Raw genomic sequence first — 25,799 nt, 5'->3', positions numbered from 1 at the left:
TCCAGTGAATCAGTCTTTTTGTGTGACCCTGAGGACTTCTTCAAGGGTAGTCACTCCTGCAAGCACTTTTCTACTGCCATCCTCTCTGATACTGGATGCATTTTCACGGACGTAATCCATGATATCCTGCTCTCCCTTACCTGCATGAATCATCCTGCGGATATTTTCATCCACCTGAACAACCTCATAAATCCCTGTTCTCCCGCGATAGCCAGAAAAATTGCATTCCTTACACCCTCTGGCCCTGTATATTGCCTCAGCACTGACAGGGCTTACACCCAGTTGCTCACACTCAGCCTCATCCGGCATACAAGGTTCCTTGCAGTGTTCACACAGCACCCGCACCAGCCGTTGAGCAACAACACCCAGCAAGCTGGATGACAGTAAAAATGGCTCAACACCCATATCCTGTAGTCGGGTCAGGGCTCCTACTGCCGTATTGGTATGCAATGTAGATAAAACCAGGTGGCCCGTTAAACTGGCCTGAACAGCAATTTCCGCGGTCTCGGTATCACGGATCTCACCAACCATCACCACATCAGGATCCTGACGCAATATTGCCCTCAACCCTCTGGCAAAGGTCATATCCACCTTGGTATTCACCTGGGTTTGCCCTATACCCTCCAGGTTATATTCAATAGGATCCTCAACGGTCAGAATATTCCGGCACTTATCATTCAGAGAAGTGAGGCAGGCATAAAGGGAGGTGGTTTTTCCCGATCCCGTTGGGCCAGTTACAAGAATGATTCCATAGGGTTTGCCCAGGAGCTCCTCAATACCGCGTTTATTCCTCTCACTCATCCCAAGATGACCTAACTGCAAGCGGCCAGCAGCCTTATCCAGCAATCTCAGTACTACTCTCTCACCGTTACTGGATGGTAGCGTCGAAACCCTGACATCAACTTCTTTGCCTGCCACTTTCAATGAAATCCTGCCATCCTGGGGAATGCGTTTTTCGGCAATATCCAACCGGGCCATAACCTTGATTCTTGATACCAGCAGCGAGGCAAGCATTCGCTGTAATCGAAGCACTTCTCTTAAAATGCCATCAACCCGTATCCTGACAATTAAATGACTCTCAAAGGTTTCAATATGAATATCCGAGGCCCCTTCTTTTATACCCTCGGTTAGTAACGCATTGATTAGTCGTATAACCGGTGCATCATCACTTTGTTCCAGCAAGTCCTCTGTTACAGGCACAGCTTCCGCAATGCTGCTCAAATCAAGATCGCCACTTAACCCCGCGGCATCCTGCAATGATTCACTACTATTGGTGTGATAGCACTCTGAAAGAATCTCATTAAATGTTTCGGCATTAACCGCCTTGTAAATCAGACTCGCCCCTGCAAACCGGTTGGCTTCGGAAAAAATTTCGGCTGAAGGCGTGATATGGAAATACAGTAAAGGCTTTTCTTCTTCCCATCGCAGCACAACACCATGTCTCTTGGCAAAAGTAAATGGAAGCCGTTGATTCTGCACTACTGTACTGTCCTCGGAATCAGAAGCCAGGTCAGAGCTGGATACAGAGTTAGACAAGATATTCTCCTAACTTGGACATGACAATCGTTGCAAATAATAATACGCGTGTACTACTAAAGCTGATTGCACAAGAAATTCTGTCTGATATTTAAGAAAATGATTATTCACCAGATACAACATTATGTTTATTAAAAAAAACCTAGTTGTTATCTTCTAACAGGTCAGCCATTTCTTTAAAAAAAAGCACTCTTATGCTTTTATTAGTTGTACTAAAGATAATAGCTCACCAGCCATCTTTTACCTCCTGATAAGAGATTATTATGAAAAATAAAGTGATAGCATCCTGCTTCAAATGGGGACACAGGCATAACCGCCAGCTCATCACTTTGCTTTTGCTTTCTGTCATGTCCGTCAGTTTAAGTTACAAAGGATATGAAGCCTATACAACAGCAACTACCGCAACCAGAGGCTTCCCGCAGAACAATATCCAGGCAAAAGATAATACCCGACAGCAACTTAAGCCCAACGACTTTCAATTACTGTTTGGCTCCAATGAACGGCCTGAAGCTCAGCCTAAAACCGCCGATATCCCTAAAACAAGGCTTAATCTGACTCTGCATGGCGCTTTATCAGGATTGCTGGAACAACCGGGAAGCAGTGCCATTATCGAAGGTGGCAACCAGGATAAGCTTTACCAGGTAGGCGACAGCCTTCCCGGAGGGGCAACACTTTCAGAAATTCATTCAGATCATGTGGTTCTGATGAGAAACGGGCAACTGGAGATACTGCCTTTCCCTGATGCAGCAAAAGAATCAAAAGGGATTAATGCATATCATGCACCTTCGCACAAACCTCAGTCCGATACAAAGCCAAGAGACGACTATACTAAACAGCCGGACGGTGACTCACTTGAAGAGCGGATGCGAAAGCTCAGAGAGCAACTACAGCAGGCTAATCAAGGAAGCCCATAAAAGAATTAAAACTCTTTCACTCAATGGTTTTGTGATGACTACCAGCCCTTTGACAGCCAGAACAGTCTACAAACAGCTATTTCACTCGGCCATGCTTTCCCTGATAATTTGTGGGCATGCCTTTGCAGAAGCTGCCGCTCCAGCCACGGCTGCTATACCTCAAAATGCTAAGGCCCAAGCCAGCACAGAAAAGCGGTGGGCCTTGAATCAGCAAAATGCAGATATTCGTGAATTTATAGCTCAAATAGCAAAAATCACGGAAGAAACCTTTGTCATTGATCCCAGAATAAAAGGAGGCAACACCGTTACCGTCATTTCCAGCAAGCCCCTGACCAGGGATCAGGTTTATGATGTTTTTCTGGAAGTACTGACTGCTAACGGCTATACCGTAATCCCCAAGGGACGTATTATGAATATCGTTCCAAGCACTACCGCAAAAACCTCCAGCGGCCACGGACAGGAAAAACCTCGTGATGCCATCATGACAACAAAAGTCATTGAGCTTCATAGCGTTTCTTCTGTGGAAGTCATTCCCATTATCAGACCATTGATTGCACAATACGGGCATGCAGCTGCATCGGCATCAAGCAATGCTGTGATTGTCAGCGATCTTGCTGATAATGTTGAACGGATCAGCAAACTGGTGAAAGAACTGGATGAAGCCAGCAATAACGATTATGAAGTACTCCAGCTAAAACATGCCTGGGTGGGTGATGTGGCCAAAATCATCCAGGACACCCTGATCACTGGAAAAGGTCAATTACCCGCCGGACTTCAGGTCATTGCCGATGAGCTGAGTAACCGCCTTGTGGTAAAAGGTAATGCCAGCAAGCGAGCCAGGGTTCGCAAGCTGGTTGAAACCCTCGACCGGGAAGGTATCCGTAAATCCACCACCAAAGTCATGTTTCTAAGTTATGGAGATGCCAAAAACCTGGCCGAAATTCTTTCAGAGGCATCCGACACCATCCAGGATACCCAGGCCAAAAAGGGGCAGGGACAACCCCCCAGTCAGCCACAACCTCCCACTTCATCAAGAAGCCAGGGAAAACAATCCCAGACAAAAACGGATGGCAAAGGCAGCAAACTTGCCAAAAATATATTTGTTAAAGCCGATGAAACCCAAAATGCCCTGGTCATGATTGCGGACCCGGACACGCTTAAGACTATGGAGCAGATTGTCCGTCAGCTAGACAGGCCCAGGGCACAGGTTCTGCTTGAGGCAGCTATTGTTGAAGTCACTGGCGGTATTAACGACGCATTAGGCATTCAATGGGGCATTGACGGCAGGAACACCAAAGCCAATCGTGGCGGCACCGATGATCAAATTGGCAGCGGCAGCCTCAGCTCTATAACAGGGGAGATTGTTAAAAATACATCCCTCAATCTGGGGACTTTAGCATTACGAGACAAGAATTTTGGTGTATTGGTTCATGCCCTGAGTACGAAAACCAATAACAACATTCTTTCAACACCCAGTCTCCTGACCCTGGACAACCAGGAAGCTGAATTCCTTGTTGGTGAAAACATTCCCATTAAGACCGGTTCGTATCAAACATCAAGCCAAAAAGACAGCACCAACCCATTCACTACGACTGAACGAAAGGATATTGGTATCAAGCTCAAGATAACCCCTCATTTAAGTGAGAAAAACAGTTTAAGGCTGGAGCTGGAGCAAGAAATATCAACCCGCCGCTCCAGTGAAAAAAGCACTGATGATATTATTTATGATAACCGAACGCTTAAAACAACTATTATTGTTGATGATGGCCAAACCATCGTCATTGGTGGCTTGCTTCAAGATGATAGATCAAAAAGTAAAAATAAAGTGCCATTACTCGGTGATATCCCCATTTTGGGCAACCTGTTTAAATACGATAATCATCGCACCACAAAGCGTAATCTCATGTTATTTGTACGCCCAACCATTATGCGCAACTCAGAAACCCTTGCTAATGCTTCCCAGAATCGCTTTAGCAAATTAAAACTTTTGCAAAAAAATAGTAAAGAAGCTCCATCTGACCACTTCCCCGCTTCGCCTGATGACTTATTTTTACCCGAAGCGGTTGATTTAAGAGAACAGGGTAAACCAGCCTGGACAAATTAAAAAAAGGAGGGGCGAACGCCCTCCCTATTAAGCATTCCACTTATATCCTCGCCCGATTGGGCGAGGGTTTACGACGATTTTGCTAAAGCACACTTAATATATAGCCAACACCAAATACCAGAAAAAAACGTCCGGTTAGTGGAGGAAGTCTGACCAGTTGAATATCCCCTGCATTACTGGAAAGCAGCTTTATGGGTTGCCAGACAAATAATAAAGAGGGCAATAAATAAAGCGGATTATTTAAAAACCCTTTCCAGAAAAGATAAAAGCTAACGGGATACACCAGAAACAGTAATAATCCATAAATGACTTTTGCAGGCCCCATACCTGTGCGTACGGTTAATGTGCGTATGGAATTACTACGGTCATCAAGATAATCCCTGATCTCATTTGACAGTAGCAACGCCGACGACAGCAGACTCACAGGTATGGCGGTCCAAATCACCTGATTATCCCATTGACCTGTAACTGCATAATAAGCACCCGAGACCATCAGCACACCGGTAAACAGAAAAACGGCAGGAACTCCCAATCCCATTTGCTTATAGTTAATGGGATCACCTGTATAGCTGTATCCTCCAATAACACCAACCAATCCCAATAGCATAAGAGGCCAGCCCACCTCCACTGTCAGCCAAATACCTATTAAACAGCCAATTATGGTCACGACTACGGCAATCAAACAATTCAGTTTTATTTGCTTAATCACCTCATTTGCCAAGTGGCCGGTTCGCTGCTTCCAAAATAGCAAGTCCGCATGATCATTAGCCAGGTTGGATGCTGCCTGCAACAAAACACCAGCAATAATAACCAGAGCTGCTCGGGAGACATTACCCTGGTTATGTACATAGGCCAGGACAACACCCAGCCCACAGGTCACCAATGCTACAGAGTAAGAAAAGGGCCGAAGAGCTCTGATTAGCCGGTATTTATCTGGATTCGGATGAGGGGCATCCATAGGCGGGCTCCTTAGCTAAAAAGATGGAAAGACTATTAGAAACCGGCAGAAATCAGCCATAGCGACATTCCGCATACTGGCATACAAAAAAGCATTTAATTTGCGGAAACTACTAGGGGCTGATGGATGGATTTAGGATAACACCTCAACAGTACCCACACTGTCTAAAATGGCAGTTGATAAAGAAAAGCTCTTTTACATTGAGCAAAAGAGCCAGTTGCAGGGAATAAGGAAAAACTTGCAAAAACAGGATTACCAGCCGGTGGCCTCTTTTAGCGCCTCACCAATATCTGCCAGACTTCTCACCGTTTTAACGCCAGCCGACTCAAGTGCAGTAAATTTTTCTTCAGCTGTCCCTTTACCTCCAGAAATAATGGCACCTGCATGCCCCATTCGCTTGCCAGGAGGCGCCGTAACACCCGCAATATAAGATACCACCGGCTTTGAAACATTGTCTTTGATAAAAGCGGCGGCCTCTTCTTCTGCTGAACCGCCGATCTCACCAATCATTACAATGGCTTCCGTTTTTGTATCTTGTTCAAAGAGCTTAAGGATATCGATAAAATTCGATCCTGGAATAGGATCACCACCAATCCCCACACAGGTAGACTGGCCAAAACCAAAGTCGGTTGTCTGTTTCACAGCTTCATAAGTTAATGTGCCGGATCGGGAGACAATACCCACCTTGCCCGGTAAATGAATATGGCCAGGCATAATGCCTATTTTGCACTGTCCCGGCGTAATCACCCCCGGACAGTTCGGGCCAATCAGCCTGACACCCAACTCATCACACTTCACCTTACACTCCAGCATATCCAGGGTAGGAATGCCCTCAGTGATACAAACAATCAGTTTAATACCAGAATTAGCTGCCTCCAGAATGGAGTCCTTACAAAAAGGTGCCGGAACATAAATGACAGAAGCATCGGCTCCGGTTTTATCAACGGCTTCCCCAACCGTATTGAACACAGGTAATTCCAAGTGGGTTTGCCCACCTTTGCCCGGGGTAACACCGCCCACCATTTTAGTGCCATAGGCAATGGCCTGCTCGGAGTGAAAGGTACCCTGTGACCCCGTAAATCCCTGACAGATAACTTTAGTATTTTTATCAATAAGAATGCTCATTATTTTCCCCCCGCAGCTTTAACCACCTGCTGAGCCGCTTCTGTCAGAGTACTGGCAGCTATAATATCCAGACCACTATCGGCCAGTTTTTCTCCCCCCAGATCCGCATTATTGCCTTCCAACCTGACAACAACGGGAACAGTGACACCCACTTCCTTGACTGCACCAATAATACCGTCTGCAATCAGATCACACCGCACAATCCCGCCAAAAATATTCACCAGGACGGCCTGAACACTTTCGTCGGATAAAATAATTTTAAAGGCTTCCGTAACACGTTCCTGGGTGGCCCCTCCGCCAACATCAAGAAAGTTAGCAGGCGCACCACCATGAAGCTTGACAATATCCATGGTTCCCATAGCCAGCCCAGCCCCATTAACCATACAGCCTATATTGCCTTCCAGGGCCACATAATTTAACTCCCACTGAGCGGCGTGGGCTTCCCGGGCATCTTCCTGGGAAGGATCATGCATCGCCTTTAGCTTGGGTTGGCGATAAAGCGCGTTACTGTCAATATTAATTTTGGCATCAAGGCAGTGAAGGTCGCCCTCTTTGGTAATAACCAGCGGATTTATTTCCATAAGGGCGAGGTCGCAATCCTGAAAGAGCCGGGCCAGATTGACAAAAATATTGGTAAACTGTTTTATCTGTTTACCTTCAAGACCTAACTTAAAGGCAAGTTCACGTCCCTGATAAGGCTGTGCGCCTGTTAAGGGATCAATAACCGCCTTGATAATCTTTTCGGGAGTTTCTTCGGCTACCTTTTCAATTTCAACCCCACCTTCCGTAGAAGCCATAAAAACAATTTTACGGCTGGATCGATCAACAACGGCTCCCAGGTAGAGTTCCTGCGCTATTTCTGTGCAACTCTCCACCAGAATTTTACTAACGGGCTGGCCATTTTCATCGGTTTGGTAGGTGACAAGATTTTTGCCCAGCCACTGCTTGGCAAAGGCTTTTATCTCATCCTTGCTAGTAACAAGCTTAACCCCTCCAGCCTTACCTCGACCACCTGCGTGAACCTGAGCCTTTACCACCCATTGATTCCCGCCAATTTTATCAGCAGCTTCTGCCGCTTCTTTGGCAGTATCGGCTGCAACACCAAGGGACACAGGCAGACCATATTCTGCAAACAGTTGTTTGGCCTGGTATTCATGAAGATTCATACTGACGCCACCATTTTTGTTGTTAAAATTAACTGCTTAATTCACATCCTTCGAGTGGTAAAGGGTTTTAACCAGGGGTACTGTCGCCTGAACTTTTTTATAAAACCATTTGCTTTAGCTAAACGGAACAGCGCTACTGAAACCCTATACCAGAGAACGCCGCAAGACATAACGGCAAATCATTATGCCTTGCGTGCAATGAAGCCGCACCCGGCTTCGTTTTACTGCGCGTGCTTAGCGACGCTTACGGTTTGCAATGTGAATAGCATGACCATCAACGGCCAGTACAGCTTCATGCAGTGCTTCACTGAGCGTTGGGTGAGAGAAAATAGTCAAAGCCAGGTCTTCACTGCTGGCAGCAAATTCCATGGCAATAACGCCTTGCTGAACCAGTTCTGCGGCACTGGGTCCAACCACATGAACACCCAGGATACGATCAGTGGCCTTGTCAGCAATAACCTTGACAATACCATGACTCTCATTGGCAGCCAGCGCCCGTCCGCTGGCGGCAAATGGGAAAGTACCCACCTTATACTCATCACCGCTGGCTTTGACTTCTTCCTCAGTCTTGCCGACCCAGGCAATTTCCGGATGGGTATAAATAACGGATGGAATCAGTTCATAGTTCATCTGTGCCTTTTGACCAGCAATCAGTTCAGCAACCACGATACCTTCTTCACTGCCTTTATGCGCCAGCATAGGGCCACGAACTACATCACCGATGGCATAGACACCAGGCACATCTGTACGACAATGCTCATCCACAAAGATGAAACCACGCTCATCCAGATTGACACCACTGTCAGGGGCCAGCAAGCCTTCTGTGTATGGGCGGCGACCCACTGCAACAATTAATTTGTCAAAGGTCACTTTATGCTCGTTGCTATCAGCATCCACATAAGTAACTTCAACTTCTTTGCCCTTAACTTCAGAAGCCGTCACACGGGAACCCAGGCGAATATCCAGTCCCTGCTTCTTAAAGATCTTCATGGATTCCTTGGCGATTTGCTGGTCAGCAGCTGCCAGGAACCGATCCATAGCTTCCAGCACAATAACCTCGGCACCCAGCCGTCCCCAGACACTGCCCAGTTCCAGGCCAATAACACCCGCACCAATAACACCGAGACGCTTGGGCACTTCCTGAAACTCCAGGGCTCCGGTGGAATCCACAATCACACCCTCAGTCAGCGGTGTCGGTGGAATTTCAACGGGACGGGAGCCCGTGGCAATCACTGTGTTTTCTGTTTCAATAATTTCTACGGAGCCGTCCACCTTGGTCAGTTCCACCTTCTTGCCTGCCAGGACTTTACCAGCACCCTGAAGCAGGGTTACCCCGTTAGCCTTAAACAGACCGGCTACGCCCGTGGTCAAGGTCTTAACAATCTTGTTTTTACGAGCAATCATCTGTGGCACATCCATCTCAACACCACTGTGGTTGATGCCATGGAGTGCAAAATCTTCCTGCGCTTCAATAAACTTGTGTGAACTATCGAGCAATGCTTTGGAAGGAATACAGCCTACATTAAGGCAGGTTCCCCCCAGGGAAGGGTTGCCCTTGTCATCGGACCACTTCTCGATGCAGGCAGTTTTCAGTCCCAGTTGAGCTGCGCGAATGGCACAGACATAACCTGCAGGGCCGGCACCGATGACTACCACGTCGAACTGATTTGACATAAGTTCTCATCCAAACAAAGGGTAAATGGTGGCTACAAAACGCCACCTGATAAAAAACCTATAATTCCAGCAGAATTCTTGCAGGATCTTCCAGCAATTCCTTAATGGTAACCAGGAACGTTACGGCTTCTTTACCATCAAGTAAGCGGTGATCGTAGGATAACGCCAAATACATCATGGGCAAGATCTCAATCTTGCCACTCACAGCCATTGGCCGCTCCTGAATTTTATGCATACCCAAAATAGCGGACTGGGGAGGGTTCAGAATAGGTGTTGAAAGCAGTGAGCCAAATACCCCGCCATTGGAGATAGTAAAGGTGCCACCCGTCATATCATCGATGGACAGCTTTCCTTCTTTGGCTTTAAGTCCATACTCCCGTATTCGATTCTCAACATCAGCAAGGCTCATATGCTCGGCGTTCCGCAGTACCGGAACAACCAATCCCCTGTCACTGGAAACGGCAACCCCCACATCCTGATAACCATGATAGACGATGTCATTGCCATCAATGGATGCGTTGACCGCCGGACTACGCTTCAGGGCTTCAGTACATGCCTTGACAAAGAAAGACATGAAGCCAAGGCGAACGCCGTGCTGTTTCTCAAACTGATCCTTGTAACGAGTCCTTAATTCCATAACAGGCTTCATGTTAACTTCGTTAAATGTCGTCAACATGGCGGCTGTTTGCTGAGCCTCTACCAACCGCTGGGCAACACGGGCGCGAAGCCGTGTCATGGGCACCCGTTTTTCAGCTCTATCACCTTCAGATAAAGGTACAGCTATTGCCTCAGGAGCAGCAACAACCGGCTGTGGTGCAAACTTGGCATCACTGGTCTGTGTTTGACCTGACTGTTCGATATGACGCATAACATCTTCTTTTGTTATACGACCACCTTTGCCGGTTCCTGTAAGCGCTGCTGGATCTATACCCTGTTCATCAGCCATGCGGCGAGCCGCAGGACTTAAAACAGGTTCATTTCCTCCTGCTGCAGCAGGCGCACTGGCCTCAGGCTTGGCCTGGGCAGGTGCTGCAACAGCGCCCTCTTCAAACCGGGCGATCAGTTCACCACTTTGAACCACATCCCCCTCATCCTTCACTATTTCGCTCAGCTGTCCATCTGCTGGCGCCACCACCTCAAGAACAACCTTGTCTGTTTCGATATCCACCAATAACTCGTCCCGGCTGCAGGACTCACCTGGTTTTTTATGCCAGGTAGCAACAGTGCCATCAGCGACAGACTCAGGAAAAGTAGGTGCTTTGATTTCAGTGGCCATTATTGTTCCTTAACCATACTTTTATACAGGGTGCACGAAGAGATATACCTGACTAAACAGTAAACGCGTCGTCCACCAGCTTTTGCTGTTCTTCAACATGCATCGACATATAACCGCAAGCGGGTGCTGCCGACCCCTCCCTTCCCGCATAATTCAGCAGCAGGGATTTGGGGTGAACAGCAACAGACCTTCGCAAGTGATGCTGGCTACAATACCAGGCCCCCTGATTCATGGGCTCTTCCTGGCACCAGACCACATGCTCAAGATTTTGATAACGCTTTATCAGGTTATCCAGGTCATCCTGTGGAAAAGGATAGAGTTGTTCGATGCGAATAATAACGGTATCTTCGATAAGTTCCGAGCGTTTTTTATCCAAAAGGTCGTAATAAACCTTACCACTGCACATAATCAGACGACGAATGGCAGATGGATCATGCTCATCGATCTCGGGAATAATAGTTTGGAACCCACCTTCTGACAGTTCTTCCAGGGTAGACACTGCCAGTTTATGACGCAGCAGGCTTTTGGGAGTAAATGCAACTAATGGTTTTCGCAGAGGGCGCAAAACCTGCCTGCGCAGCATATGAAAAACCTGGGCGGGTGTGGTTGGTACGCACACCTGGACATTATGCTGGGCACATAACTGCAAATAACGCTCAAGCCGGGCGGATGAATGTTCAGGCCCTTGCCCTTCGTAGCCGTGGGGAAGCAGCATGGTCAAACCGCACAAACGTCCCCATTTATGCTCACCACTGGTAATAAACTGGTCGATGACCACTTGGGCACCATTGGCAAAGTCACCAAACTGGGCTTCCCAGACCACCAGGGCACTGGGTGTTGTTGTTGAGTAACCGTATTCGAACGCCAGCACTGCTTCCTCTGACAGAAGAGAGTCCCAGAGCTGGAAGCGAGGCTGATCCTCAGCCAGGTGCGCCAGTGGGGCAATGGAGGTGCCGTCTTTCTGGTTGTGGAATACCGCATGGCGGTGGGAAAAGGTTCCCCTACCCACATCCTGGCCGGTGATTCTGACCGGATGCCCTTCCATCAACAGTGTGGCGTAGGCCAGCACTTCAGCACACCCCCAATTAAGAGGCTGGGCACCCGCCACCATTTTACGGCGGTCATCAACGATCTTGCTCACCTGTCGCTGCAGTATAAAGCCTTCGGGAAACTCACCCAGCTTTTGCCCAAGCTCCCGCAATGTGCCCAGAGCCACCCGGGTATCATGGCGGGCCGTCCATTCGTGTCCTAAATAAGGAGTCCAGTCAACAAACAGTTCTTTATTGGGTTCCTTGACCAAGGACTTAACCACATGCTCGCCATTATCAAGCGCCTCCCGGTAGGCATCAATCTGCCGCTTATCCTCCTCCGCCGTCAATGCCCCCTGCTCTAACAATTTGGCGGCATACAGGTCACGGGTGGTGATATGGCCTTTGATGACCTGATACATCATGGGCTGGGTTGCCGAAGGCTCATCGGCCTCATTGTGTCCCCGCCGACGATAACAAACCAGGTCAATGACAACGTCCTTGCCAAATTCCATGCGATAGTCGAGAGCCAACTTAGTGACAAACTGAACCGCATCAGGATCATCACCATTAACATGAAGAATCGGAGCACCGACTATCTTGGCAACATCAGTACAGTACTCTGTGGAACGGACATCCTCACGACGACTGGTGGTAAAGCCCACCTGATTATTGATGACGATGTGGATAGTACCGCCGGTCTTGTATGCCCGGGTCTGGGACATCTGCATGGTTTCCATCACCACGCCCTGCCCGGCAAAGGCCGCATCACCGTGAATAGCAACAGGGACTACCATCTTGCCCGACACGTCTGAACGACGATCCTGCCGGGCCCTGACAGAGCCTTCAGCCACGGGTGTTACAATTTCCAGGTGTGAAGGATTAAAGGCCAAAGCCAGGTGCACTTCGCCACCCGGTGTCATGACGTTAGATGAGAATCCCTGGTGGTACTTAACATCACCAGAACCCATGTCTACCTGCTTTTTCCCTTCAAACTCTTCAAACAGCTCCGCCGGGTTCTTGCCCAAAATATTGACCAGTACATTCAGACGCCCCCGGTGAGCCATAGCGATCACGATTTCTTTGGCACCATAGGAGCCTGCCCGCTGAATAGTTTCATCCAGCATGGGAATCAGGGACTCCCCGCCCTCAAGGCCAAACCGCTTGGTGCCTGGAAATTTGGTACCCAGGTATTTTTCCAGCCCTTCCGCGGCAGTCAGGCGCTCCAGCAAATGCTGCTTTGCTGACACCCCGATATCCGGCTGCCCCCTGACACTTTCCATCCGACTCTGGAACCAGCGCCGCTCTTCGGTATTGGAAATATGCATAAACTCCCCACCAACAGAGCCACAATAGGTTGCTGTCAGCGCGTCCCTAATTTCCCTCAAAGAGGCATATTCTTTGCCAATAAACAGCGTGGTAGCCTGAAATTCCGTATCCAGGTCCGCTTCACTGAGACCATGGTATTCCAGCGATAAATCCGGAACAGAATGTCTCTTCATAATACCTAGAGGGTCGATGGTGGCCTTTTGATGACCCCGAATACGGAAAGCACTGATAAGCCTGAGTACCTGAACCTGTTTACGTTCATGGTCACTGGCAACGACACCGGCCTGAACCGGTCTTGAACTCTGACGCTGTTGCGCCAACAACAGAAAATGTTCCCGAACAGTGGAGTGAGGGACATCCGGGCTGCTGCCATTGACCGAAGGCAGTTTTTCGAAATAATCCCGCCACTCCTGCGGCACACCATTGGGTTCCCTCAAGTAGCGCTCATAGAGTTCCTCGACGTATGCAGCATTCCCCCCGGCAATGTGGCCAGTATTCCACATCCGCTGCATCACACCTTCTTGCATGGTTAGTACCCCAATGGATAAACTGTAGGCAATTTCAAGTTAAACACAGGCCTCTCCTTATCACCAGATCAACCTGTGAACAATTCCAAAAACATAGATGCTATTGACTAAGATGGTATGGTTCAATATCAAGTGGCACTCTTAAACAACATTTGTCTTATATGCCCGATAGCCCGGGTAGGATTCAACCCCTTTGGACAAACACTGACACAGTTCATAATGCCCCGACAGCGAAAGACACTGAATGGGTCATCCAGGTCAGCCAGTCGCTCCTCTGTAGCTGTATCCCGGCTATCTGCCAGGAAACGGTAAGCCTGGAGCAAGCCCGAAGGACCTACAAACTTATCAGGATTCCACCAGAAAGAGGGGCAGGCAGTGGAGCAACAGGCACAAAGGATACATTCATAAAGCCCATCCAGCTTAGCCCTGTCTTCCGGCGACTGGAGCCGCTCAATAGCAGGAACCGGTTCTTCATTAATCAGATAGGGCTTTATTTTTTCGTACTGTTTATAAAATAGCCCCATATCAACCACCAGGTCCCGAATCACCGGAAGCCCCGGTAAAGGCCTCAATACCAGCCTGTTGCCTTTCACAACCTCTGAAAGGGGTGTAATACAAGCCAAGCCATTATTTCCGGAAATACTGATTCCATCAGAGCCACAAACGCCCTCACGACAGGAGCGACGATAGGCGAGCCCCGGATCTTGCTCCTTGATCAAATGTAAAACATCCAGGACCATTAAATCCTTACCCTCCGGGATTTCAACGCTAAAGTCCTGCATATAGGGCTTGGCATCGGTCTCAGGATTGTAACGATAGACACTTACCTTCATAGTTCTCATGCCTCTCTTAATAAGTTCTGGCCTTGGGTGGAAATGCCTCCATGGTTTTGGGAGCAAAATTAACCTTGCGTTTGGTCACTCGTTTGGTTGTTGGGCAATACAGGGAATGCGCCAACCAGTTTGTATCATCCCGCTCCGTATAATCATTCCGGGCATGGGCTCCCCTGGACTCTTTACGCTCTTCGGCAGCAACGGCCGTGGCATGAGCCACTTCATAGAGATTCTCAAGCTCCAGAGCCTCAATACGTGCCGTATTAAATGCCAGGCTTTTATCTTCCAGGTGAAGGGCGTTGATGCGCTCACGGATTTCATCCAGCTTTTTAAGCCCCGTTTGCATGCTCTCCCCTTCGCGGAATACACCGAAATAAAGCTGCATGGTGTTCTGGAGATCCCTGCGAACCTCTACCACTTTCTCTCCCTGACTCGTTTGGTTCAATCGATTCAAACGGGACAGTGCTGCATCAATATCGCTGTCTGAAGCATCCACAGAGTCAAAACCTTCTTTCAGGCTCTTTTCTATCTGAAGGCCCGCAGCCCGTCCGAACACCACCAGGTCAAGCAATGAATTACCACCCAGTCTATTGGCTCCATGCACAGAAACACAGGCCGCCTCACCACAGGCATAAAGCCCTTCAATCACTTCGTCATTACCGCTGGCATCCTGACGCAGGGCCTGGCCACCCACATTGGTAGGCACCCCGCCCATCATGTAATGACAGGTTGGAATCACCGGAATCGGCGCCTCAACCGGATCAACATGGGCAAATGTGCTGGACAGCTCACAAATACCCGGTAAACGCAGGTGAAGGGTTTCAGCCCCCAAGTGATCAAGCTTCAATAAAACATGATCTTTATTAGGACCACATCCCCGGCCTTCCAGAATTTCTATAATCATGGAACGGGCAACCACATCCCGGCCAGCCAGATCTTTGGCATTCGGGGCATAGCGTTCCATAAAACGCTCACCCTCACTATTAATTAAATAGCCCCCTTCACCCCGGCACCCCTCTGTCACCAGGGTTCCCGCACCATGAATGCCGGTGGGGTGGAATTGCCACATTTCCATATCCTGCATGGGATAACCCGCCCTCAATGCCATGCCGATACCATCACCGGTATTGATCAGGGCGTTGGTGGTAGAGGCGTAAATACGGCCGGATCCACCGGTGGCCAGTACCGTCGCCTTACTCTTGATATAGGCGGTCTCTCCCGTCTCAATACAGAGGGCAATAACACCGGCCACCTGGCCTTTCTGATTTTTTACCAGATCAACGGCGTACCATTCATTTAAAAAGGTGGTTCCGCCTTTCAAATTAGCCTGGTAAAGCGTGTGCAATAAAGCATGTCCGGTACGATCGGCTGCCGCACAGGTTCTGGCAGCCTGTCCCCCTTTGCCAAAATCTTTTGACTGACCACCGAAGGGACGCTGATAAATACGCCCCTCCTCTGTTCTGGAAAATGGCAGCCCCATGTGCTCCAGCTCAAAAACGGCTTGCGGACCAACGGAGCACATATACTCAATGGCATCCTGATCACCGATATAATCAGACCCCTTCACCGTATCATACATATGCCAGCGCCAGTCATCCTGGGGATCATCACTGGCGATAGCACAGGTTATCCCACCCTGGGCAGAAACTGTATGGGAGCGGGTTGGAAACACCTTGGTCACACAGGCGGTTTTGATCCCTGCTTCCGTCAACTGCAGTGCAGCACGCATACCGGCGCCGCCTCCACCTATAACGATCGCATCATAGGTAAGGGTACGAAGTGCAACCATGAATCAAAGCCCCCAGAGAATATGTGCGCCCCAGACGATATAACAGAACAGGGCTATAAAGCAGAAAAGTTGTATGGGAAATCGAATCAACACGGACTTACTGCCAAATGCCCGCTCATTCAGGTAGTCAGTGGTAATCGTCCACATGCCAATCCAGGCGTGCGCCACCACGGATAGAATGGAGAGTAAGGTGAATATTTTCATGGCAAGGTGGTCAAATAACCCCTTCCACTGACTGTACTCCATATCAGGGTTAAGAAGGATATACCCCACCAGAAAGATCGAGTAGACACCCAGGATGATGGCCGTCAGTCTCTGCAGCATCCAGTCATAGAGTCCACTTCGGGACAAGTTGGTAATATTGGTTACCATATCCACACCCCCGCAAGAATAATCAGTACAGCAGACACTAACAGTGTAATCACTGCACCAACTTTGCCGGACTGCTTGCCATCACCGATATCAACATCCATCAACAAGTGTTTTATACCCGCGACAAAATGGTAAATCAGTGCTGAAATAACAATCCATATTGAGAGCTTTACCGGCATGCTGGCCATAAGCCCTTTCAACAATTCGAACGATTCTTCAGAAACCAGCGACAGCTCCAGTCCATACAGAAAAATGCCGACACCGAAAAAAAGCAACACACCGGCAACCCTGTGAAGGATTGAGGTATAGGCCGGTAACGGCAACTTGATCGTGGTTATATCGAGATTGACTGGTCTTTTGTTATTCACTTGATTCGCTCCAACGCCTGAACGGCGCACACTACAGCAGAAGAGCAACCTACAGGACCGCTCCCCGGGATTTCATGAAAGCGGATACGAACACTCCAAAGTCACAGAAATTAACAGCCCGTTTCCCCTCATAAACCTCTACGACTTCGACTTCCCAGTATATATACTCCCAAACATCATTACAATCACACTAACTCATAAGACAACATACAAATAACACAACACAAAATACCTATACCCCCTCTAACAAAAAACCACGTTTGACAAAAACTTTTATCATTCTATAGTGGGCAAACTGCAACAATTGGACCCATCCTAAAAATAACTACCCTCAACAGGGTCCCACGAACTATAACCAGACGAAGCAGCGTGACAGGAGCCCATACATGGCTGAAAAGAAAGCAACCCTTTCCCTCAATGATAAAGAACCGGCTTTGGAGCTACCAATATACTCCGGCTCCATGGGGCCGGATGTTGTCAATGTTCAAAGCCTGACTGCCAATGGTCTGTTCACATACGACCCTGGTTTTGTATCCACGGCATCCTGCGAATCAAAAATTACTTTTATTGATGGAGGCAAGGGCACTCTCCTTCACCGTGGCTACCCTATTGAGCAGTTAGCAGAACATTCTGACTACCTTGAGACCTGCTATCTCTTGCTTTATGGCGAGCTACCGAATAAAAAGGAAAAGAAGCACTTTGAAAAAACCATCACGGATCACACCATGGTCCACGAGCAAATGATAGAGTTTTTCAGTGGCTTCCGGCGAGATGCCCATCCCATGGCCATTATGTGCGGTGTCGTAGGCGCGCTCTCCGCCTTCTATCATGACTCCCTGGATATCACCAATGAAAGGCACCGGGAAGTGGCAGCCTATCGGCTGATCTCAAAAATGCCCACACTGGCCTCCATGGCCTATAAATATTCCATTGGCCAACCTTTTATCTACCCCAGAAATGACCTTGGCTACTCCGGCAATTTCCTGCATATGATGTTCGCCACTCCCTGCGAGGATTACGAGGTTAACCCGGTTCTTGCAAAGGCCATGGATAGAATCTTTTTGCTCCATGCTGACCATGAGCAAAATGCCTCAACATCCACCGTTCGACTGGCCGGTTCCAGCGGTGCCAACCCATTTGCCTGTATTGCCGCAGGCATTGCCGCACTTTGGGGGCCTGCCCACGGGGGAGCCAATGAAGCTGTGCTTAATATGCTGGCTGAAATCGGTGATGCCAAAAACATCGATACATTTATTGCCAAGGCAAAAGATAAGGATGACCCCTTCAGACTGATGGGATTCGGTCACCGGGTCTACAAGAACTTTGACCCTCGGGCCAAGGTTATGAAACAAACCTGTGACGAAGTGCTTAACGAACTGGGGCTGCATGACGATCCACTGTTCAAGATCGCCAAACGCCTGGAGAAAATTGCATTGGAGGATGAGTACTTCATCAAGAAGAAACTCTATCCCAATGTGGATTTCTATTCTGGCATCATCCTGAAGGCGCTGGGCATTCCCACCGAGATGTTCACTGTTATCTTTGCCACAGGCCGGACGCCTGGCTGGATTGCCCATTGGCACGAAATGATCAGTGGCGAATATCGCATTGGTCGCCCACGCCAACTCTACACTGGGCCGGTTAAACGGGATTTTATAGCACTGGATAAACGATAAACCCGGAGTGTCAGGGGCAAATTAATGCCCCCTGACACACATAGGTGAGGCTCTGACCGGTTTTTCAATCAGCGCCTCAAGCCCCTTTGGGTTACTGCCATAAATAGCCAACAGTGACGTCCCTTTCAGATTTTCCTTAATCCAATAGGCATAGTCATCATCATTGCCATTAAAATGCTCCATCCCTTTTGCCTGATGAAGTGGATACCGGCTCTTTAACAGGGTATCAAAAATATCAGCCACATGATGGGCAACAGCATCCATGACAACCACCTCACCGTCATTGTGAAATTTTTCATCAAAATCCCTATAACTGAACTTTACTACTCTTAAGCGCTCACAGGGCACCGGAGCCCCCTGATGGATAACATTGGCTTTCTTCATAACCTGGCAGCGACTGGCAAAACCGGTTCAACGGTTGCTCCCCATACGCCACTTCCCATCAGCAGTACCGGAAACACCAGATATTTCCAAATTTTATCCATGACTGGCCTCGCTTATAGAAGTCAGGAACTATTGACACAGAGGAATTGATGGACTTATATCAAATAGTCCCTATTCCCTGTTAAGTAAAATATAAAAATTACCCAGAGGGTAAAATGGAACACCTGTTTACCACTGAAGCCCTGATAGCGCTGGTCACCCTGACCTCCCTGGAAATCGTCCTGGGCATCGATAATATTATATTTATCACAATCCTTGTGGATCGCCTGCCAGCCCACCAGCGCCCGCGAGCCAGAACACTGGGGCTAAGTCTGGCCATGCTCACCAGAATCGGCCTGCTGCTTTCTTTAACCTGGGTAATGCAACTGACCACCCCCCTTCTGACCCTGTTTGATCATAGTATTTCAGGTCGAGACCTTATTCTTTTGGGAGGAGGGTTATTCCTTATTGCCAAATCCACCCATGAAATCCACGGCTCCCTGGAAACTGGAGAAGAGGCGGAAAACGCCAGCTCAATAAAAAAACTGGCAGGAGGCTTCGGCCTGGTGCTAATACAAATTGCCCTGATAGATATTATATTTTCCCTGGACTCAGTCATAACCGCAGTAGGCCTGGCCAATCAGATCTGGGTTATGGTGACCGCTATTATCATCGCTGTTTTCATTATGATGATTGCAGCAGGCCCGATAGGAGACTTTGTCAGCAAACACCCGACACTGAAAATGCTGGCCCTGAGCTTTCTGATACTCATTGGTGTTTCCCTGATTGCCGAGGGGCTAGACTTCCATATTCCCAAAGGATACATCTACTTTGCCATGGCATTTTCACTGATGGTTGAAGCCCTGAATATCAAACTGCGACACCGGAAAACCCTTTAGATGCGAGATTAAACCCGGTGATCTATCCGGCCAGTTTGCACCTATACTGCTAAAGTTGTCATAAACATCTTTGCATTCACATTCAACCGGGAATCGCCATGCATAACAGCCACAATCTTGTGACCATCTCGCCAGAAAGTCATAACGTATTGCTAGAAATTGCCTATGCAACCCGTGATAATTTCACAGGAGAACCTATTTATCAAAAACCGGTTTGCCTGTTACACAAGGAAGCCGCAAAGCGGCTATCAAGAGCAGTGGAAACCATCACTCCCCTGGGACTAAGACTTAAAATATGGGATGCCTTTCGCCCCGTGGAAGCCCAGAAAATGCTGTTCGAGCACACCCCAAACCCTATTTATGTCGGAGATCCAGCAGTCAGCCCCTGCCCCCACTGCCGGGGTATTGCCATTGACCTGACCCTGACAGACCAATACGGCAAAGAGCTTATTATGGGAACAGCATTTGATGACTTCAGGCCCCTGGCTCACCACGGCAATAACCAGATTTCAAGAGAAGCCCAAAAAAACAGGCTACTGCTTGCAGGTGTCATGAATATTGCCGGCTTCGACACCTTTGATACTGAGTGGTGGCATTATCAACTCCCTGATGCCAATAATTACCCTTTACTAAAAGAGGCGGATATTCGAACAGGGATAATAGCTCTGTGAAATACACTCCATTACCTCCTTTACTTTCCACCCTTTCAAATCAGCCATAAAGCTATGCTACCGAGAGAACCTCCAAGACTCGAAAAGGCACAAGCATTGACCACCTGCCCCCTATTATCCTCTGAAGAGGCAAAAAATACCGCTTGAGCTATAGTTGGTATGCGATGGTTTATTCATTGACTACCACTTAGTATTGACGACCAATCAAAGATAAAAGCACATAACTTGTCTCATAGGGAGACAGCAGATGATCATTTTTATTTTATGCTCAACGTGAAAAATAGTTCCTGATTAATCTAGTGTACGATAGGTATTATGCATGAGCTGCATAAATGTATACTCACTAGCAGCACCTATTATGATAAAAAGAACCATATCAGCAAGGTATTTATTTATAGTACTAATATTTTTTTCCCTGGCTATCAAACCCTTAAACGCCTCATCCCAGATGGGATGCTGGAGTTTAAAAATTTGCACTAGCAACAACAAACCACATTCCCCCATTTTCATAAAGAATAGCCATGAGGGCTTTGTTCATTCTCAGGTGATTGAATACATGCCAGAATTTTCTATGTATTCAATCTATTCATTAAATACTGAAATAGGGCATATTCAAATAGCCGGTAGTGACTATATTGATTCTTGGGATATTATTTTTGATAAAAAGTCTGTTATAAAACAAATGCCTTTTGATGGACACCCATCACAGGCAGCATATGGCAGCCTCCAGCGAACGCCAGTCTGTCCACGCCAGCATACACTGGTCATTTATCCATCCCTTAGTGATCAACTGGATAACAATCCTATGGTCAGCCATGAAGCCGATACATTACATTTTGTCATACGAGTTGCTGACAACCACAATACTGATCAACCGGTAGGAACTATTCCCGGAGTGATTGATGTATTTTTCATCAATAGTTGCAATAACATGTGCTGGCATATTCTCATCCACCTTTCCCAGGTGACGTCTAAATCTTACCTGGTAATACCTTTAGAAGCCAGTATCGAGATACAATTTGAGCAGAGTTATATTTATTCCAATGGTGTCACCCATTTTATCAATCCGGCACCCGGAGCTACCGCCCAGATGCCAAGTATAAGTCATAATCATTCCTCTCTACCTATAGACACAGGCTTAATCGCCTATTACCAACCGATTGATGATACTGCTGATGCTTTGGAAAAATTTGTTACGCAATTCTGGTTATTTCAGCGATCTGAACTCACCCGGCATCACGGGTACGATGCAATGACAGTCAAAGAGCCACCGCCACTGCCCTCAACCCTAACAGCCCTCTCAGAGCTAATGATCACTGCCCCCACAGAGTCACTGACAGATCCCAGTGATATAACCGGTAGTCCCCCCCCCCCAGACGATGAAAGCAATCACATAAAACAGAATGCAGAACAACCACCTAATCAAACCGAGGAGCTGCCTGAACAGGATGACACCGAGAAATACATGGCTGCGAGCTTAGAATGTGCAGAAAAATCTTTCTCTACAGGGTACACAAATACTGATTCATTGCTTTTACCTAAAAGTAATGGCAATCATGCCATTGAATGGGATGAAGCACTTTATAACAAGCTGGACAGTGAAGAAAAAGACATATGGGCTGCTAAAAACACCCAAAAAATACCCCATATCAATGAAGAAAATCGTCAGAAAATAATAAGCAAAGCAAGAGGTTTACTGGATACTTACGAAGATTTAAACCTAGCTACGCCTATATCCCTTACAGAGCAACAATCGCCTAACAAAGATATTCAAAGACGTTACATACCTTCAGAACATTTAAGTGTAATTTCAAAACTTTTTCAGCCTGGTGTCATCGATGCAAGTATAGCAATGCATGAAAGGCAGCCTATTTACCATAGTTTAAGATTATTCTTAGCTAAATTATTAGACTCAATTCATAATGATCGCCACAACGCAGATAACTTTAATGAGCCTTTTTGGCGTGAGTTCAGCCAATTATTTGTCAGCGCAATAAAACACATCAAATATATTCTGCCGGGCAAATCTAATCTCTCCACCCTATTAATTTTTTTAAATACGGCAATAATTTATAACGATATTAATGCCTATATTAAGATTTTACCCTATTTACCAGATTCATTTAACCATGAAAGAAAAAAATCGCTCATCGCTGAGAAAAAAGAATTCATTGTATCTATATTCAATAATGGCTGGCAATTATTTCAGGCACATCAACAACAATTAACAGCTACCATTTACTCAAAACCTATTAATCTAGATGCTGTTACCATGCTCATACAAGGAGCCAAAGCACTGGATTTTTGGGATGTAAGCCCATGGCAGCAACAGCTTTTACAATGGACCTGAATCCGTGATTTCTTGATTTGCCCGGCAGTTTTGAAAATGTGCTGATTAATTTTTTCCTTTGAAAATAACTCGGGTTATTGATTGAAGTGTTTTTATGTCGTTTTTAAGCATAAATGCTGATCAAAATATCATCAAACTTGAAGACAGGTTGAAAGAAGCCCTACCGTTATCAATACAGTACTTTCTCATTTATGGCATTTTTTTCTATCTCGCTATTCAATCAACAAAGTGCATGCTGGCTTATTAATTGATGGAAAGACCTGAAACCAGGACAGTAACGACCAAAGCGTAGCCGGTATTGATGTCCTTTTTTCAGAAGACGGGCAGCCAGGTAGATGAGTTCCTGTATCACGGTTTTTAACCGGCGTCGTTTGGCTTTATGACGTACCGGCGCATCTGGCCCGAGCAAGCAACTCTGCCCCATGTAGCGCAGAATGTTATAGACCAGTGCACCCAAACACATCACCAGGTCGTTGGTGTCAAACTTGCCTGAAGGCAGGCGCTCTAAATCCATATCAGTCTTCAACTCACTGTGAAACTGCTCGCTGGTCGCATGATCCTCATAAAGATTAATGATCTGATCATCGCTGTAGTCAGCTTCGCTGAGTGTTGTCCACCATCCTTCCAGCTCATAATCGGGTGTCAGAAATCTCTGCCCTACAGTATCAGTGGTACGCTTGATAATGCGAATAATCAGACGCTGGTTACCATAGTTGGTTTCATAGACGGTTGAGAGTGTCGCATAACTCTTTCCTGGACGCGACTCCTCCCATTTGACTTGCTTTTCTTCAAAAATGGGGAGCCAGTGTTCCTTGGTGTGATACTTTCTTGGGTTGAGCTTGATAATGTGATTCACACCTTTGAACCCGGCGATTTCCCGGCGCGATTCCTCAGCATCGTGGCCACTATCAAGGCGAACCAGAATAGGCGCTCGGGTCAAACGTCGGCTGCGGTGCAGCACTGCTTGTAAAAAGCCAATAAAATCATTCTGGGAGTGCTGAGAGCCTGGGCGTAATTCACATCCCAGGCACCAGCCTTCGCAGCCAAAGTAAGCGGCAATAGGGGCATAACCAAAGAATTTTTTATACGTGTACTCGACCCCCTCCTTTTTGGTATTGCTGTTATCCATAGGGAATACGTCGATATCCAGTGGTATGTGCTGCTTCTTATCGAGTTTTTTCGGAAGGGGTGTGACGGGCACCTGAAGATTAACCAGGACATCGGTAAGGCTGTCCTCGATGAAAGGAATCAGTTGGGCGGCATCTTCATTGAAACGCTGTCTTAAGCGGCTGGCTGAAGGCATTTGTTTAATGCCCATTGCCAACCGGAACCAGTCGTTATCCCGGTTATTATCAACATTATCAAAATCACTTTTACCCTGAGCCAGTTGGCCGCAGTAAGCTCTGATCAGGTCGATATGAGTGATACGGTGCCTTTTTTTTATTTTGCGCAGGGATTTGCTTAACGCTGTCTTTTTGTTGAGTGCATGACCAACGAAATAAAGCCCTGCGACCGGTGTATAAAATTCCGTCTGTGATTGTTCAATTTTCAGTTTCACAAAAATGCACCCAGGTGGTGAAAATTAGAGTGGGTGCATTTTAACTTGGAACTTACGTTTTGTGGTTGATCCAGAGGAGTTGGGCTACAGTGAACTCACGGATTCAGGATGGAAAAAGCAGAGACTGATTGAATTAAAGGCTCGTGCCGCATCCAGGGAAAAAGCATTGGCATTACAACAGGCCAAAGCCGAAAAAAATCAAGCCGAGCTACTTGAATTGCTATCAAAAGAGCATCAACAATTGGAAAAACTTCGCAGTCAAAGGGATAAAAAGAAAAAGAGAAAACACATTCAACCCAAGCAGCAACTAGCCCAGCCACCAACAAGCCATCAACAAACACCCGATTTATTAAATGAATCACCTCAACAGCAGACTTTAATCAAGGACTGGCATTATTTTTACCAAAAGGGAACTGAGGCCTTTAACCAACAAGCCATTGATCAAGCTAAAGATTATTTTGAGCAATCACTGGCCCAATCCCCAACATTAATGGAACAGGCTCAAACCCATTCTGCACTGGCAGATTGTGCATTTCATCCCGTGCTAATCGTTAAAAACGCATTAGTTAAAAAAACAAAAACTATTTCAAGGCATCATGACTGTGCAAAAAAAGCAGAAAAGGATAAAACCCATGTTCCTATTGGCAAAGATCAACTTAACAAACTCGCTCAAGGGCTTTTTGATGACACAGGCATTATCATTCCCGCCATAGACCCTGTCGTTATACACCAATGCAATGCCATGAAAGACCTTGAGCATATTGTTATTGAAGAAGGAGATCATCAGTGTTATAGAGAGGAGGCAGAAATACTATTAGCCATCATTCGGCAAGAAAATAAAATGGCAAAACACCTTCGTACCCTGGCTAAAGAGGGACTGGATAATCTCATTAGTGTTTATCATATTAGAAAAAACATGATCCTTTTACTACAAACAGCTGAACCAAAGCCAGTATCTCGGGAAACAGTCTATTGCAAACAGCTGGAAAGCAGAAAACGGCAGCTCGAGGAAGGAACCCGGCCAAAAAAACGAAAATGCAGACAGCGTAGACGTTCTGATATAGCTAGCGAAGATATGCCCGACTTAAACTTTGACCAACAGTTCGAGGCATTGGATAAAGCGATTAATGAGCTTGATAAGGTCGCCAGGGACACGAAAAAAATAAAGCAGAAGTTCTGTGAAGATAATTGAGTATGGCCGGAGGTTGTAATTTAATTTGTGT

20 protein-coding genes are annotated in these 25,799 nt (G+C 47.1%); 7 read left to right on the top strand and 13 right to left on the bottom strand.

Going from position 1 to position 25,799, the window contains the following annotated elements; genetic code table 11:
• Window positions 1–9: 9 nt before the first annotated feature.
• Window positions 10–1,479, bottom strand: a complete 1,470-nt coding sequence (gene gspE / locus MJ595_RS14325) for a type II secretion system ATPase GspE (RefSeq protein WP_263322513.1) — start codon at window positions 1,477–1,479, stop codon at window positions 10–12.
• A 320-nt stretch (window positions 1,480–1,799) separates the two neighbouring features.
• On the opposite strand from gspE, the gene MJ595_RS14320 reads away from it, so the two are divergent.
• On the top strand, window positions 1,800–2,450 hold the full coding sequence (locus MJ595_RS14320; RefSeq protein WP_263078629.1) for a hypothetical protein: 651 nt from the start codon (window positions 1,800–1,802) through the stop codon (window positions 2,448–2,450).
• 34 nt (window positions 2,451–2,484) lie between these two features.
• Window positions 2,485–4,554 (top strand): type II secretion system secretin GspD, encoded by a 2,070-nt coding sequence (gene gspD / locus MJ595_RS14315; protein WP_263322512.1) that lies wholly within the window; start codon window positions 2,485–2,487, stop codon window positions 4,552–4,554.
• Between the two features lie 82 nt (window positions 4,555–4,636).
• Here gspD and MJ595_RS14310 read toward each other — a convergent pair whose 3' ends face one another.
• The 10 genes from MJ595_RS14310 to sdhC form a co-directional block, all read right to left on the bottom strand.
• Window positions 4,637–5,512 (bottom strand): prenyltransferase, encoded by an 876-nt coding sequence (locus MJ595_RS14310; protein WP_263078627.1) that lies wholly within the window; start codon window positions 5,510–5,512, stop codon window positions 4,637–4,639.
• A 252-nt stretch (window positions 5,513–5,764) separates the two neighbouring features.
• Complete coding sequence (sucD, locus tag MJ595_RS14305; RefSeq protein WP_263078625.1) at window positions 5,765–6,637, bottom strand: succinate--CoA ligase subunit alpha; 873 nt, start codon at window positions 6,635–6,637, stop codon at window positions 5,765–5,767.
• Window positions 6,637–7,803 carry an ADP-forming succinate--CoA ligase subunit beta gene (gene sucC, locus MJ595_RS14300; RefSeq protein ID WP_263078624.1) on the bottom strand — a complete coding sequence of 389 codons (1,167 nt, stop codon included), beginning with the start codon at window positions 7,801–7,803 and terminating at the stop codon, window positions 6,637–6,639. The genes sucD and sucC overlap by 1 nt, the downstream gene beginning before the upstream one ends.
• Before the next feature lie 234 nt (window positions 7,804–8,037).
• On the bottom strand, window positions 8,038–9,477 hold the full coding sequence (lpdA, locus tag MJ595_RS14295; protein WP_263078623.1) for a dihydrolipoyl dehydrogenase: 1,440 nt from the start codon (window positions 9,475–9,477) through the stop codon (window positions 8,038–8,040).
• A 58-nt stretch (window positions 9,478–9,535) separates the two neighbouring features.
• Window positions 9,536–10,753 carry a 2-oxoglutarate dehydrogenase complex dihydrolipoyllysine-residue succinyltransferase gene (odhB, locus tag MJ595_RS14290; protein WP_263078622.1) on the bottom strand — a complete coding sequence of 406 codons (1,218 nt, stop codon included), beginning with the start codon at window positions 10,751–10,753 and terminating at the stop codon, window positions 9,536–9,538.
• 52 nt (window positions 10,754–10,805) lie between these two features.
• Complete coding sequence (locus MJ595_RS14285; RefSeq protein ID WP_263078621.1) at window positions 10,806–13,637, bottom strand: 2-oxoglutarate dehydrogenase E1 component; 2,832 nt, start codon at window positions 13,635–13,637, stop codon at window positions 10,806–10,808.
• 128 nt (window positions 13,638–13,765) lie between these two features.
• Entirely contained in the window at window positions 13,766–14,479 is a 714-nt protein-coding gene (locus MJ595_RS14280) for a succinate dehydrogenase iron-sulfur subunit (protein WP_263078620.1), read from the bottom strand.
• Between the two features lie 7 nt (window positions 14,480–14,486).
• Window positions 14,487–16,259: a succinate dehydrogenase flavoprotein subunit gene (gene sdhA / locus MJ595_RS14275; RefSeq protein ID WP_263078619.1), complete on the bottom strand. Its 1,773-nt coding sequence runs from the start codon at window positions 16,257–16,259 to the stop codon at window positions 14,487–14,489.
• A 3-nt stretch (window positions 16,260–16,262) separates the two neighbouring features.
• On the bottom strand, window positions 16,263–16,631 hold the full coding sequence (gene sdhD, locus MJ595_RS14270; RefSeq protein ID WP_263078618.1) for a succinate dehydrogenase, hydrophobic membrane anchor protein: 369 nt from the start codon (window positions 16,629–16,631) through the stop codon (window positions 16,263–16,265).
• Complete coding sequence (gene sdhC / locus MJ595_RS14265) at window positions 16,625–16,999, bottom strand: succinate dehydrogenase, cytochrome b556 subunit (protein ID WP_263078617.1); 375 nt, start codon at window positions 16,997–16,999, stop codon at window positions 16,625–16,627. Before sdhC ends, sdhD begins: the two co-directional genes overlap by 7 nt.
• Window positions 17,000–17,385: 386 nt before the next feature.
• Between sdhC and gltA the strand changes: the two genes are divergently transcribed.
• Complete coding sequence (gene gltA, locus MJ595_RS14260; RefSeq protein ID WP_263078616.1) at window positions 17,386–18,675, top strand: citrate synthase; 1,290 nt, start codon at window positions 17,386–17,388, stop codon at window positions 18,673–18,675.
• A gap of 21 nt (window positions 18,676–18,696) precedes the next feature.
• Here gltA and MJ595_RS14255 read toward each other — a convergent pair whose 3' ends face one another.
• Entirely contained in the window at window positions 18,697–19,059 is a 363-nt protein-coding gene (locus MJ595_RS14255) for a hypothetical protein (RefSeq protein WP_263078614.1), read from the bottom strand.
• A gap of 215 nt (window positions 19,060–19,274) precedes the next feature.
• Between MJ595_RS14255 and MJ595_RS14250 the strand changes: the two genes are divergently transcribed.
• The 3 genes from MJ595_RS14250 to MJ595_RS14240 all read left to right on the top strand — a co-directional run bounded on the left by MJ595_RS14250 (window position 19,275) and on the right by MJ595_RS14240 (window position 23,018).
• Window positions 19,275–19,997, top strand: coding sequence for a TerC family protein (locus MJ595_RS14250; protein ID WP_263078613.1), 723 nt, complete (start codon window positions 19,275–19,277; stop codon window positions 19,995–19,997).
• Window positions 19,998–20,095: 98 nt separating this feature from the next.
• Entirely contained in the window at window positions 20,096–20,668 is a 573-nt protein-coding gene (gene ddpX, locus MJ595_RS14245; RefSeq protein WP_263078611.1) for a D-alanyl-D-alanine dipeptidase, read from the top strand.
• Window positions 20,669–21,224: 556 nt separating this feature from the next.
• The gene (locus tag MJ595_RS14240; RefSeq protein ID WP_263078610.1) at window positions 21,225–23,018 is read left to right on the top strand and encodes a hypothetical protein; all 1,794 of its coding nucleotides are present in this window, start codon (window positions 21,225–21,227) and stop codon (window positions 23,016–23,018) included.
• 220 nt (window positions 23,019–23,238) lie between these two features.
• Here the strand turns inward: MJ595_RS14240 and MJ595_RS14235 are convergent, their stop codons facing one another.
• On the bottom strand, window positions 23,239–24,576 hold the full coding sequence (locus tag MJ595_RS14235) for an IS1380 family transposase (RefSeq protein WP_263078015.1): 1,338 nt from the start codon (window positions 24,574–24,576) through the stop codon (window positions 23,239–23,241).
• A 61-nt stretch (window positions 24,577–24,637) separates the two neighbouring features.
• Between MJ595_RS14235 and MJ595_RS14230 the strand changes: the two genes are divergently transcribed.
• Entirely contained in the window at window positions 24,638–25,768 is a 1,131-nt protein-coding gene (locus tag MJ595_RS14230) for a hypothetical protein (protein ID WP_263078609.1), read from the top strand.
• Window positions 25,769–25,799: the final 31 nt, after the last annotated feature.

The sequence above is a fragment of the Endozoicomonas sp. Mp262 genome (assembly GCF_025643335.1).
Taxonomy (GTDB): Bacteria; Pseudomonadota; Gammaproteobacteria; order Pseudomonadales; family Endozoicomonadaceae; genus Endonucleibacter.
This window is presented reverse-complemented; position numbering and strand designations above follow the sequence as displayed.